The 12,395-nt window shown below is 72.4% G+C and carries 13 protein-coding genes; 10 read left to right on the plus strand and 3 right to left on the minus strand.

The window, feature by feature from the left end:
- Nucleotides 1-93: 93 nt before the first annotated feature.
- The 3 genes from BLV24_RS08905 to fliF are packed head-to-tail and all read right to left on the minus strand — an operon-like array spanning nt 94 to nt 2,709.
- Nucleotides 94-432 carry a FliM/FliN family flagellar motor switch protein gene (locus tag BLV24_RS08905; protein ID WP_092680794.1) on the minus strand — a complete coding sequence of 113 codons (339 nt, stop codon included), beginning with the start codon at nt 430-432 and terminating at the stop codon, nt 94-96.
- Complete coding sequence (locus BLV24_RS08910) at nt 425-1,183, minus strand: FliH/SctL family protein (RefSeq protein WP_092680795.1); 759 nt, start codon at nt 1,181-1,183, stop codon at nt 425-427. The genes BLV24_RS08905 and BLV24_RS08910 overlap by 8 nt, the downstream gene beginning before the upstream one ends.
- Entirely contained in the window at nt 1,180-2,709 is a 1,530-nt protein-coding gene (gene fliF / locus BLV24_RS08915; protein WP_218133387.1) for a flagellar basal-body MS-ring/collar protein FliF, read from the minus strand. Before fliF ends, BLV24_RS08910 begins: the two co-directional genes overlap by 4 nt.
- Nucleotides 2,710-2,944: 235 nt before the next feature.
- On the opposite strand from fliF, the gene BLV24_RS08920 reads away from it, so the two are divergent.
- The 10 genes from BLV24_RS08920 (at nt 2,945) to BLV24_RS08965 (ending at nt 12,344) form a co-directional block, all read left to right on the plus strand.
- Entirely contained in the window at nt 2,945-3,460 is a 516-nt protein-coding gene (locus BLV24_RS08920; protein WP_092680797.1) for a flagellar basal body-associated FliL family protein, read from the plus strand.
- Nucleotides 3,461-3,527: 67 nt separating this feature from the next.
- The gene (locus tag BLV24_RS08925; protein WP_092680798.1) at nt 3,528-4,295 is read left to right on the plus strand and encodes a hypothetical protein; all 768 of its coding nucleotides are present in this window, start codon (nt 3,528-3,530) and stop codon (nt 4,293-4,295) included.
- Nucleotides 4,292-4,888: a MotE family protein gene (locus BLV24_RS08930; protein ID WP_092680799.1), complete on the plus strand. Its 597-nt coding sequence runs from the start codon at nt 4,292-4,294 to the stop codon at nt 4,886-4,888. Before BLV24_RS08925 ends, BLV24_RS08930 begins: the two co-directional genes overlap by 4 nt.
- Before the next feature lie 263 nt (nt 4,889-5,151).
- On the plus strand, nt 5,152-6,015 hold the full coding sequence (gene motA / locus BLV24_RS08935; RefSeq protein WP_092680800.1) for a flagellar motor stator protein MotA: 864 nt from the start codon (nt 5,152-5,154) through the stop codon (nt 6,013-6,015).
- Nucleotides 6,012-8,726 carry a hypothetical protein gene (locus tag BLV24_RS08940; protein WP_092680801.1) on the plus strand — a complete coding sequence of 905 codons (2,715 nt, stop codon included), beginning with the start codon at nt 6,012-6,014 and terminating at the stop codon, nt 8,724-8,726. The genes motA and BLV24_RS08940 overlap by 4 nt, the downstream gene beginning before the upstream one ends.
- 43 nt (nt 8,727-8,769) lie before the next feature.
- Nucleotides 8,770-9,489: a flagellar hook-basal body complex protein gene (locus tag BLV24_RS08945; RefSeq protein WP_092680802.1), complete on the plus strand. Its 720-nt coding sequence runs from the start codon at nt 8,770-8,772 to the stop codon at nt 9,487-9,489.
- A 127-nt stretch (nt 9,490-9,616) separates the two neighbouring features.
- The gene (flgG, locus tag BLV24_RS08950) at nt 9,617-10,402 is read left to right on the plus strand and encodes a flagellar basal-body rod protein FlgG (RefSeq protein ID WP_092680803.1); all 786 of its coding nucleotides are present in this window, start codon (nt 9,617-9,619) and stop codon (nt 10,400-10,402) included.
- 196 nt (nt 10,403-10,598) lie between these two features.
- Nucleotides 10,599-10,976 (plus strand): flagellar basal body P-ring formation chaperone FlgA, encoded by a 378-nt coding sequence (flgA, locus tag BLV24_RS08955; protein ID WP_245710490.1) that lies wholly within the window; start codon nt 10,599-10,601, stop codon nt 10,974-10,976.
- Nucleotides 10,973-11,731: a flagellar basal body L-ring protein FlgH gene (gene flgH / locus BLV24_RS08960; RefSeq protein ID WP_092680805.1), complete on the plus strand. Its 759-nt coding sequence runs from the start codon at nt 10,973-10,975 to the stop codon at nt 11,729-11,731. The genes flgA and flgH overlap by 4 nt, the downstream gene beginning before the upstream one ends.
- A 25-nt stretch (nt 11,732-11,756) precedes the next feature.
- Nucleotides 11,757-12,344, plus strand: a complete 588-nt coding sequence (locus BLV24_RS08965) for a flagellar basal body-associated FliL family protein (protein WP_092680806.1) — start codon at nt 11,757-11,759, stop codon at nt 12,342-12,344.
- Nucleotides 12,345-12,395: the final 51 nt, after the last annotated feature.

Genomic DNA, 12,395 nt, shown 5'->3' on the forward strand with positions numbered 1-12,395 from the left:
CCGCAACCGGCGCGCCCGGTCGGGACGCGGCCGGCCGCGGCGCCGCATGGCGGACAGCCGCCCGCCGTGATGCCGGTTTCTCCGCGCAAGCGCTCAGACGCCCTGGGAGAGATCGGCGACCTCGGTCAACCGAACCGCAAGGCGGCCGCTGTCGTCATCCATCTCCTGCAGCTCTCCGCGGGCGATGAGCCGCTCGCCGATCAGGATCTCCACCGGGTCGTCGATTCGGCTGTCCAGCGGAAGCACCGAGTCGCGGCGCAGGTTCACCAGGTCGGAGACCAGCGGCCGGGCGCGGCCGACCGAGATCACCACCTCTATCGGCACGCCCAGCACGGCGGAGCCGCTCCGGCGGCCGCTGCGGGCGGGGGTCAGCTCCTCACGGGCCGCGGGGAGGGCGTCGCCCTCGGTTCCGTCGTCGATTTCCTCAGCCATGCGCGACTCTCCTGTCCTGGTCGGGGGCCTGCGTTTCCGGGCCCTCGGGCTCGAACGCCTGCGTTTCGGGGAAGTGGCGGTCGAGCGCGGCGCGGGCCGCGGCGATCGCCGCGTCCAGGTCGAGCTCGTCCTCGCCCTCGGCCCAGTCCAGCCTTGCGGCGAGCTCTCCGAGGTCGGGATCCGGGTCCACGGGCGTCGCGATGCCGGCGGCGGCGAAGGCGGCGCGCACCGGCTCGAGCTGGGACGGCGCGACCCGGACCGAAAGGCCGGCGTCGCCCGCCTCCACCCGCCGCGCCCGGGCTTCGCGAAGCGCCGCGAGCACCGCATCCGAGATCTCCGACGCCACGCCGCGGCGGGCCAGCGCCGGCGCAACCCCGGTCAGCAGCGCTTCGGCGAGATCGCGGGCGGAGGTCAGCATGGCCTCCTCCCGCTCCACCCGCGCATGCAGCGCGTCGGCGAGCTGCTCGCGCATGTCCGACAGGAGCAGGCGAAGATCGGCCTGGCCCTGGGCCTCGGCATGGGCGGCGCCTTCTTCGAACCCGGCGGCGCGGCCCTCCCCCCGGGCGCGGGCGAGCAGGGTTTCGAGCGACTCGGCGGCCGGCGAGGGGGCCGGCTTCGGCGCGGCCCTGGCCTTCCGCGGCTCCGGCGTCGCTTTCGTCGCGGCGGGGGCGGGCGCGGGGGCCTTCGCGGACTTGCCCCTGCCGGGTTCATCGGTCTCGAAGCTTTCCCAGCTCAGCGCGTGCGGGCTCATGCGGGCTCCCTCGTTTCATCCATGCTCAGCCATTCGCCAAGCAGCGCGGCGGTATCGTCCGGGCGTTCGAGCACCGCCCCGCGCAGCGCGTCGATGCGTTCGGCGGCCACGCCGCGGGCGTCGATCACTTCGCCGGCAAGCGCGATGCTGTCGGCCAGTCCCTCGCTCCCGGCGAGCGCTTCGCCGCCGGCCTGAAGCTCCAGAAGGTCGGCGTCCTCGGCCTGGCGGGCCAGCATGGGGCGCAGCACGAACAGGCCCAGCAGCAGCGCCACGGCGCTGAGAACGCCCAACTGGATCAGGGACATGGCGTTGGCGGCGAGGAAGTCCCCGGCGCCCGACACCGCCTCGGTCCCCAGATCCGGGGGCAGGGTGAATTCCAGGCTGCGGATGGTGACCACGTCGCCGCGCGCCGCGTCGAAGCCGATGGCCGACTCGACCAGCTCGCGCAGCGCGGCGAGCTCCTCCTCCGGCCGCGGCGCCCATTCCGGCTCGCCCCCAGCGCCCGGGACCCGCACCCCGTCGACCAGCACCGCGACGGTGATCTTGCGGATGGCCCCGGGGTTGCGGACGCTTTCGCGCAGCACCTCGGAGACTTCGTAATTCACGCGCTCGCGGGTCTCGCTGGCGTTGCTCGACGAGCCGCCGCCGCCGGTCTCGCCATCCGGCAGGTTGGAGGCGACCGTGACCCCGGCGTTCTCGCCCTGCGAGCTCTCGGAGCTTTCCTGCGTGTCGGAATGGATCGCCACGCGGCTCTGCGGATCGAGCACGCGCTCCTTGACCGTTTCGGAGTTGAGATCGGCGTCGACCATGACCTCGACCACCGCGGCGCCGCGGCCCACGCGGGCCTCCAGCAGGCGCTCGATGTTCTGGCGCAGGCGCTCGGAGCGATCCTCCCCGCCCGCCGCGGCGAGGGGGCCCTGCTCTTCGGACAGGACGGTTCCGTTTTCGGCGTCCACCACGGTGACGTCGCCCGGCGACAGGCCGGCGACCGCGGAGGCGACGAGATAACGTATGGCGCGCGCCTGCGGCTCCCCCAGCGCGCCGGCGCCGACGCTGACCGAGACCGAAGCGGTCGGCGACCCCGAGGGCTCGAACGGCCGGCGCACCGGGTTGGCGATATGCACGCGGGCCCGGCGCACCTGGGGAATCGCCAGCAGCGTGCGGGCGAGCTCCCCTTCCTTGGCGCGCCAGTAGGCCGCGTCGAACATCTGCGCGGTGGTCCCGAATCCGGACAGGCCGTCCAGCAGTTCATAGCCGGCGGCGCCGGTCTGCGGCTGGCCGTCGGCCGCGAGCGCCAGGCGCAACGCGTCGCGCTGACCCTCCTCCACGTAAATCGAATCGCCGCGCACCTCGTAGGCCACGCCACGCGCTTCGAGCGCCGATACCACGCCGCCCGCCGCCGAGGGGTCGAGCCCCGCATATAGCAGCCCGAGCGCCGGCCGCGTCGCAACGCTCGCCAGCCCCCAGACCGCGATCACCGCGGCCAGTCCCGCAAGCGCCACGATCAAGCGGCGTCTCCCGTCCATACCGCTCCACAAGGCCGAAATACGTTCCACGCCAAGCCTCTTGCGTCTTAGGCCCCCGTCCTGGGGCGACCTTTCTGGTCTGACCCTTGATTGGGCCCCCGCCGCTTAAGATTCGGTTAGCCCGAAGCCGTTACCCCTCTCCTCACGCTGATCGGCAGGGTGCGCCCCGCCGGGAAGGCGACGCCGCAGGATGTGACGCCGCGCAGGTCGCGGGACGAACGAGGTTGAACGGGCTATGGCCGATGCCGCCAAACTGGACGTGGACGAAGCGCCTCCGCCCAAGAAGGGCAAGAAGGGGCTGCTGATCGGGCTCGTCGCCATGCTGCTGCTCGGCGGCGGGGGATTCTTCGCGACATTCTCAGGGATGCTCGCGCTGCCTTTCGGCGGAGACGGCGCGGAAAGCGGGCGGGAAGAGGCCGCGCATGAGGAGGAGGCGGGACCAGACGACCCCGACCCCGTCTTCGTCGCCATCGACCCGATGACGGTCACGCTCGGCCCCACGGCCCGCGCCCGACACCTCAAGATCCTGGTCCAGCTCGAAGTCGCGCCGGGGACGGAGGCGGAGGTCGAAAAGCTGATGCCGCGCGTCAAGGACGTGATCAACAGCTACCTCCAGGCGTTGGACGAGGCCGACATCGACCGGCCCGCCGCCATGACCCGCATGCGCTCGCACCTGCTGCGCCGCATGAAGATCGTGCTGGGGGAGGAGGGCGTGCGCGACCTCCTGATCACCGAGTTCATCCTGCAATGAGCGCGCGCGCCCCCCTCCCGCCCCCGGCGCCCTCGCCGCGCTCGGCGTTCCATTCAAGGAGACCGACATGTCCCTGATCGCGGACGGACTGATGATCGCGGCCGCGCTGGTCTCGGCGATCTACTGCCATGTGCTGGCCGGACGGCTGCGCAAACTGAAGGAGCTCGACGGCGGCGTCGGCCAGGCGATCGCGGCCCTGGTCGCGCAGGTCGAGGAGATGCGGACCGCCCTGCGCGCCACTCGCGCCGCGGCCGGCGAATCGACCCGGACGCTGAGCGAACGCACCGCGCGGGCGGAAATGGCGGCCGGGCGGCTCGAGCTGCTGCTGGCCTCGCTGCACGACAAGGACGGCGCTTCGCCGGTGAACATCGCGGCGCGGCGGGCCGGACGGGCGGGGTTCGGCGGCGGAGGCGGAGGCGCTTCCGGCGCGGCTGCGGCGACGCCGTTGCGCGCGGTGGCCACGGCCCGCAAGCCCATTTTCGCGGCGCCCGAACCCGGAACCGACCTTGAGAATGATGTCGCAGCTCAGGGCGTCGCCGCGTTCGACGAGGACGCCATCGCCGATTCAGCCGAAGCTGGACCAAGCGTGGACGCGGAGTCCGCGGCCTCAACCCCCACGCGTCGCCTCTTCAAGATCGAGGCGATTCCCGACGAGCAACGGCACGCTGCGCCCGCCTCCGAGAATGCGACGGGCGAGGCATTGGACGACGTGGCGGACACCCTCTCCGGCGATGATTCCAAGCCGGGCGCCGACGCCGCGCCCCGTGACGGGCTCGAGGCTGCGGCGGCTCTGCGCAAGGCGCTCGAAGCGCTGGCCCGCGAGACCAGCGAATGACCGCCGCGAAGCCGAAACGCCGCCGCGCCCGCCCGCCTGGCGCGCTGATTCTCATCGCGGGCTGCTTCGCGGCCTCGGCGCTGCTGAGGGTCACGGACCCGAGCGGCTCCCTGGCCCGCGCCGCCGCGTCGATCGGCGACGAGGACGGTCCCGCGGTCGAAGCGCCCGCCCAATGCGAAATGGTCGACGACCCCACCGGCCTGCTCGCCACGCTGCGCGAGCGGGAGCGCCAGCTCGACGCACGCGCCGCCGAGATCGCCGACCGCGAGCGTTTGCTCGACGTCGCCGAAGCCAAGTTCAAGGAGCAGCTCGAAGCCCTGCGCACCGCCGAGGAGAAGCTCGCCGCCACGCTCGCCGTCGCCGACGAGGCGGCGGAGGCGGATGTCGAGCGGCTGGTGAAGGTCTACGAGAGCATGAAGCCGAAGGACGCCTCCAAGATCTTCGAGACCATGGACATCACTTTCGCCGCCGGCTTCCTCGCCCGCATGCGCCAGGAGGCGGCGGCACGGATCCTCGGCGGCATGTCGGCGGAGCGCGCCTACGCTGTTTCGGCGGTGATCGCCGGCCGCAACGCCAGCGTCCCGCGGGAGTGAAAAGGGACGATTCGGCGCTTGCCGCGGAGCGCCGCGCGCCGTTCCGCGCGCCCCCGCCGTGAAGAACCACGCGTCGGAACGCCCGTGCGACGCGCGGCGCGTCGCCGGCCGGGGCCCGTTCGAGACCAGGGGGCGGCCGCTCGAATTCCGCGCATCTCGCCCCCCCGGCCTCAGCTTTTCTTAACCGGATCCGCGCAGGGTCGGCCTGCGTCCGGAGCGGCGCAACGGGGGCGCCGCAAGGGCGCGGAAAGCGGGGAAGAGACATGATCGGATTCGTGGGAATCGCCGTCACATTCGCCATGGTCTTCGGCGGTTACATGGCGGCGGGCGGCAAGATGGGCATCATCCTCGCCTCCCTGCCGTTCGAGATGATGATGATCGGCGGCGCCGCTGTCGGCGCCTTTCTGCTGTCCAACGACATGGCGGCCGTGAAGCACACGATCGGCGACGTCGGCAAGGTCTTCAAGGGGCCCAAGTGGAAGCCCCAGGATTACCGGGACCTGCTCTGCCTGCTGTTCGAGTTGATTCGCGTCGGCCGCAACAACCCGATGGATCTGGAGCAGCATGTCGAAAGCCCCCAGGACTCGGCGATCTTCGCGCGGTACCCGCGCATTCAGTCGGATGGCGGCGCGGTCGACCTGATCTGCGACACGCTGCGCGCCGGATCGATGAACTACGACGACCCCCACCAGGTCGAGGAAGTGCTGGAAAAGCAGCTCGAAACCCGAAAGCACCACGCCATGCATTCCTCGCACGCGCTGCAGAACGTCGCCGACGCGCTGCCGGCGCTGGGAATCGTCGCGGCCGTGCTGGGCGTCATCAAGACCATGGCCGCCATCGACCAGCCGCCCGCGGTGCTGGGCGGCATGATCGGCGGCGCCCTGGTCGGCACCTTCCTCGGCGTGTTCCTCGCCTACGGCTTCGTCGGCCCGATGGCCGCCCGCGTGAAGGGCGTGCTGGAGGAGGACCACACCTTCTATCTTCTGATCCGCGAGGTGCTGGTGGCGGCGCTGCACAACCACTCGCCCGACATCTGCGTCGAGGTCGGTCGCCAGAACACGCCGCGCGGCCTGCGACCGTCCTTCTCGGACCTCAGCGATGCGCTGCGTGAGGCGAAGGTCGCATGACCCGGTCGGCAACGAATGCGACGCGCGCGACCCGGCGCCGGGTCCAGGTCGCCCGGGCCCTCGGCCTGGCGCTGGCCATGCTTGCGCCGGGATTGCTTCCTTCGCTCGCGGAAGCGCAGGAACAGGCCCGGCTGCGCGCCGGCGAACATGCCGGCTTCAGCCGCATCGCGCTCGATGTGCCCCGTCTCGGCGAATGGGACGCGACCCGCAACGGCCGCATCCTGACCGTTCTGTTCCGCGACCGGGAGCTTCTGTTCGACACCACGCAGATTTTCCCCGGCCGCCGCGTCTCTCGCGTCACCAGCGCGCGGAGCGAGCGGGGGCGCGACGGCACGCGACTGATGCTGTCGCTGTCCTGCTCCTGCGACGCGGAGACTTACGAGTTCCAGCCAGGCATGCTGGTCATCGACATCCGGCCCGAGAATGACGAGCCGTCGTCCGTGCAGCCGGAGAGCGCCGGCGCGGGCGGCGACGATGGCGCGGCCCCGACCGATCGGAACGGCGGCGGCGATCCCGGCGGGTCCGACGCGCAGACCGCAGGATCCGGCCTGTCGTCAGGTCCGCCCGCGCGCCGCCTGCCCTCCGCGCTGGACATCAAACGCGACGAACCCGCGCCCGCCACATCCGCGATCCTGCTCGAGGACCCGCAGTCGACCCCGGAGACCGTCTCCCCTGACGCGCAGGCGACGACCGCGACGCCGCAAACCTCCGAGCCCGACGAGGTCACCGTTTCCGACGCGCAGCGCCGGCTGCTGCAGCAGTTGTCCAGGGCCGCCGACCAGGGCCTTGTCGAATTCCGCAGCCCGGAAGCGCGTGGCGACGCCCGCACGGGCGCCGACGCGCCGGCCGATGCCGCCGCCGAAAAGCCTGCCGAAGCAGAGACGGCCGCCGAACCGCGCCCGCCGGAGGAAGCGCCGGCGGTCAACACCGCATCAGACGCATCCGATGCGCCTAAGGAAGCCACCGGCTCCGCCGCGTCGTCGCCCGCTCCCCCGGAGACGTCGCCCCGGGATGCGCCTTCGACGCCCGCCCGGACCGGACCGCCCCCGCCCATTCAACTCGACGCGCGCACCGCCTTCGACGCCGTCGGCCCCCGCCCCGCGCCCCCGGGGCCGGAGCCCTGCGCCGCCGAGCCTCACCTCGACCCGACCGCATGGCTCCCCGTCGACGCCCCCTATGCCGAGATGGCCGCGCTGCGGGGCGCGCTCACCGTGGAGTTCGACCGGGCCGACCCGAAGGCGGCGCTGGCCCTCGCCCGGCTGCAGACCGGTCTCGGCTTCGGGATCGAGGCGCGTCAGGTGCTCGAGGAATTCGTGCCGCCGATCCCCGAGGCCGCGGTGCTTGAGGACATCGCCCGCATGGCCGATGGCGACCCGGCGGCGCCGGAAGGCCCCCTGGCCTCCGCCGACGGCTGCGGGGGACGCGCCGGCATGTGGCGGCTCGCGGCCGACTATCCCCCCGGCCCCGATGAGCTCGATGACCCGGACTGGGGCGAAAGCGTGCTCGACGCCTTCGCGGAACTGCCCCTGACGATCCGCCGTCGCGTGGGCCCGGATCTTCTGGACACGCTGATCCAGGCCGGCGCGCTCGATCTCGCCGAAGAGGCGCGGCTGCGGCTGGATCGCGCTCCCGGCGACCATGGCGACGCCTGGCGCATGTCTCTCGGCCGGCTGGCGCTGGCCCGCGGCGACGTCGCATCCGGCGACGCGCTGCTCGCCGCCGTCGTGGATCATGGCGGCCCCCTGGCGCCGGAAGCGATGCTGGACCTCGCCGACAGCATCCTGGCCCGCAGCGACCGCCTGCCCGACCAGTTGGTGGAGGACATCGCGCTCGCCGCCTTCGAACACCAGGGCACGCTGCTGGGCCGCCGCCTGCTGGTGGCGGAGATTCTCGGCCGCGCCGGGCGGGACCAGCTCGGCGTGGCGCTGGACGTGATCGAGACCGAGCTTCATGCCGGCGGCTCGAGATCAGAGGATCTGGAGGCGGCGATGCGCGCCATCCTCGAACGCGCGCGGGCCGAGGATGTGGGGCCCCTGGACTACGCCTCGGCCATCCTCGCCCATCGCCAGCTGATCGGGGAGAGCCCGGCTTTCGACCCGGCCAGGGTCAAGGTGGCGCGGGAGCTCTCGGGCATCGGCCTGTCGAACGCGGCGCTGGACCTGCTGTCCCCCGCGCTGACGCGAAACGGGGCGGAGGCGCGGATGGCCGCCGCCGCCGCCGATATCGCGGTCGGCGGCCCGGAGGCGGCGCTCGAACGGCTCGCGGGCCTGGACGGCGCCGACCCCGCGCGCCTGCGCGCGCGGGCGCTGGCCGCGTTGAACCGGAATGACGAGGCCTACGCCACCGTGGAGGCACATCTCCCCGACAGCGGAGACGAGCGCGCCGAGCTCGCCTGGCGCGGCGCCGCCTGGGACGACGCCGAGGCCCTGCCCGACGACGATCCGCGCCGCCTGTTCGCGCGCTGGATGGCGAACCGCGACGCCCCGCCGGGATCGATTTCGCCCCTGGCCGCAACGCCCGCCCCCGCACCCGGCGCGCGGACGCCGAGCGAAGCCGCCGGCAGCGGAGAGCCAGAGCAGACGACGACGCCCGAGCCTTTCCTCTCCCGCCCCGACCTCGACGCTCCCCCCTCGCTGGCGGGCGCGCGGGAGGCCATCGAACGCTCGGATCGCGTCCGCGGCCTGCTTCTGCAGGCTCTGGGCGGGGGATGACGCCGACATGACGCGCACGGATCAGCCAGAAGGGATCTGACCCATGGACAACCCGATCTACCTCGCGCTCAGCCGCCAGAACGGTCTGCTGAAGGAGATGCAGGCGGTCGCCAACAACATCGCCAACATGAACACCTCCGGCTACCGGCGGGAGGGCGTGGTGTTCGCCGAGATGATCGAGGCGATGCCGGTGGAGGGCGGCTCGATCTCGATGACCGAGGCGCGGGTGAGGCGCACCGACTTCTCGCCGGGCAGCCTGCGCCAGACCGGCGGGGTCTTCGACCTCGCCATCCAGGGCGAAGGCTTCTTCCAGGTGCAGACCCCGAACGGCCCGCGCCTGACCCGCAACGGCGCCTTCTTCCGCGATGCCGCCGGCGCGCTGGTCACCGGCGACGGCTACCCGGCGCTGGACGCCGGCGGCGCCCCGGTTTTCGCCCCCCCAGGCGGCGGTCCGGTCGTGATCGGCCGCGACGGCGCGATCACCGTCGACGGCCAGCAGATCGGCGCCCTCGGCCTGGTCACCGTCGACGACCCCCGCTTTCTGACGCGGGAAGCCGGGACGATGTTCTCCACCGACCAGCCCCTGCAACCCGCGGATGGCGAGATCTTCCAGGGTTTCATCGAGGACGCGAACGTCAATCCGGTCGAGGAGCTGACCCGGATGATCGAGGTCCAGCGCGCCTATGAGCTCGGCCAGAAACTGCTGGAACGCGAGGACGAACGCATCCGCGGCGCCGTCCGCCAGCTGGGCGCCTCCAGCTGACGCCGGACCGCGCCCCTGAATTCGGGCGCGCCTGACAGGCGCGCCGCACCGCCCCGGCCCCCCGGCCGGACCCAGGAGACAAAGCCGCGCCCTTCCCCGGCGCGCCCCGTTCAGAAGGAGACGGACCATGCGAGCCCTGAAGATAGCCGCCACCGGCATGCAGGCGCAGCAGATGCGGGTCGAGGTGATTTCCAACAACCTCGCCAACATGAGCACCACCGCCTACAACCCGCGCCGGGCCGAGTTCTCGGACCTGCATTACGAACAGGTGCAGCGCGCCGGCGCGGTCAACGCCTCGGACGGCACGGTGCTGCCGGCGGGCGTCCAGCTCGGCCTCGGCGTGCGGCCGGCGGCCGTGTCGATGGATGTGTCGCAAGGCTCCCTGCGCCAGACCGGCGGCGAGCTGGATGTCGCCATCGACGGCTCGGGCTACCTCGAGGTGATCCTGCCCTCCGGCATCTCCGCCTATACCCGCGACGGCGCGCTGAAACGCAATGGCGACGGGCTGATCGTGACCTCCGACGGCTATCCCGTGGCGCCCGAGATCACCATTCCCGCCGACGCGCGCTCGATCTCCATCAACGCCGAGGGCGAGGTCTACGCCTATTTCGCCGACCAGGTGAATCCGCAGCTTCTGAACCGCTTCGATCTGGTGAGCTTCGTCAACCAGAAGGGGCTCGAGGCGATCGGCGGCAATCTCTACCTGGAGACGGAGGCCTCCGGCGCGCCCGATGTCGGGGACGCGGGGACCGACGGGCGCGGCACGTTCCGCTCCGGCTTCCTGGAGGACAGCGCCGTCGACCCGGTGCGCGAGATCACCCACCTGATCGAGGCGCAGCGCGGCTACGAGATGAACGCCAAGGTGATCACGGCCGCCGACCAGATGCTGGCCTCGACCACGCAGATCCGGTGATCCCATGGCCGCTCCGCAGGAAATCCCTCCCCGAACCCCGAAAGGCGGACGCAGGCGCGTGGCGACGGCGCTCGCCGCGATCGCGCTCGGCCTGGCCGCGCTCCTGTCCGCCGCCGACGCCTCGGCGCAGTCGCCCCGCTCGGCCAGGTCCTGGGCCCCGCCCGGCTGGTCCCCCGGCGGCGTCCAGCCGGGCGAGGTGACGTCCGACCCGGTGGTCGTCGCGGCCCGCGCCATTCCCAGCGGCGCGGTGCTTTCGCCCAGCGACCTGACCATGGCGGCCACCGCGTGGGGCCCTGGCCTGCCATCCATCGACCAGGTGGTCGGGCAGGAGGCGCGCGTCGCCCTCTATGCCGGCCGCCCCGTCCGCCTCGAGGATATCGGCCCCCCGACATTGGTGGAGCGCAACAGCCTGGTTCTGCTGCGCTATCGGCGCGGCACGCTGTTGATCACGGCGGAGGGACGGGCGCTGGACCGCGGCTCCGAGGGGGACCGGATCCGCGCCGCCAATCTCGCGTCCCGGCAGACCGTGACCGGCCGCGTCGCCGCCGACGGCGTGATCGAGGTGGCGCCATGACCGCCCCCGCGTTCCGCCCCGCCTCGCGGGCCCTGGCCCTGACCCTGGCGCTGACCGCCGGCTGCGCCGACCGACTGGAGAATATCGGCCGCGCGCCCGACTTCACCGCCCCCGGCGAGGCTCAGCAGCCCGCCCCCCCGGTGACCCCGCAACGCGTGGCCCTGGCCACGCCACCGCCCAAGCCGGCGCCTCCGCCCTACGCCGTGGCGTCGCTCTGGCGCTCCGGTCCGGAATCGCTGTTCGGCGACCGCCGCGCCAGCACGCAGGGAGACATCCTCACCGTGGTCATCGAAATCGACGACGAGGCCCAGATCGACAACGCGACGGAGCGGAACCGCAGCAACAGCGAGGATCTCTCGGTAAGCGCGCTGTTCGGCCTGCCGGCGCTGATCGACAACGCCTTCGACGTGCCCCTCGATCCGGCGGCGGGGCTGGGGTCCAGCTCCTCCTCCTCCGGCGACGGCTCGGTGCAAAGGTCGGAGCAGATCACCCTGCGCATCGCCGCCACCGTGGTCGATGTGCTGCCCAACGGCCATCTGGTGGTCGCCGGCAATCAGGAGGTCCGGGTGAACTACGAGCTGCGCGATCTTCAGGTGGCCGGCATCGTCCGGCCCAACGACATCTCGCGCAAGAACGAGATCACCTACGACAAGATGGCAGAGGCCCGCATCGCCTATGGCGGCCGCGGCCAGATCACCGACGTGCAGCAGCCCCGCTACGGCCAGCAGGTGCTGGACGTGCTGTTGCCGTTCTGAGCCCGGAAAGGAGGACGACTTGAAAATGCTGATCCCCCTGATCCTGGCGCTGATCGGCCTGGGCGGCGGCCTCGCCGCCGGCCATTTCATGCGCCCCCCGCCCCCGCCGGAGCAGATGGCGGAAGGCGAGGCCGGCGATCACGGCGACATGACGGGCGGCGGGGGCGGCCACGCTCCGGCCAGGGCGGGCGAAGGCGGGCGCGACGACGGCGGGCATGTGAAGCCGGCGCCGGTCACCGCCTCGGCCGCGCATCCGGACGGCCCCCCGCCCGCCTACGACCCGGAGCTGAAGCGCGACTATGTCAAGCTCGACCGCCAGTTCGTGGTGCCGGTCGTGCAGCAGGAGCAGGTCTCGGCGCTGGTCATCCTGACCCTCTCGCTCGAGATCGACCCCGGCATGTCGTCGGAGGCCCTGACCCGCGAGCCCAAGCTGCGCGACCGCTTCCTGCAGGTGCTGTTCCGCCACGCCCAGTCCGGCGCCTTCGACGGGGTCTTCACCGCCGGCCCGGTGATGCGGGACCTGCGCGGGGCGCTTCTGGAACAAGCCGAGAGCATTCTCGGCCCGATCGTGCATGACGTGCTGGTGACGGACATCGTGCGCCAGGACCTCTGACGCCCGCGCGCGCCGTCCGCCCCGCCGGGAGACGGCGACGCCCGCGCAAGG

The sequence above is a fragment of the Albimonas donghaensis genome (genome assembly GCF_900106695.1).
GTDB lineage: Bacteria > Pseudomonadota > Alphaproteobacteria > Rhodobacterales > Rhodobacteraceae > Albimonas > Albimonas donghaensis.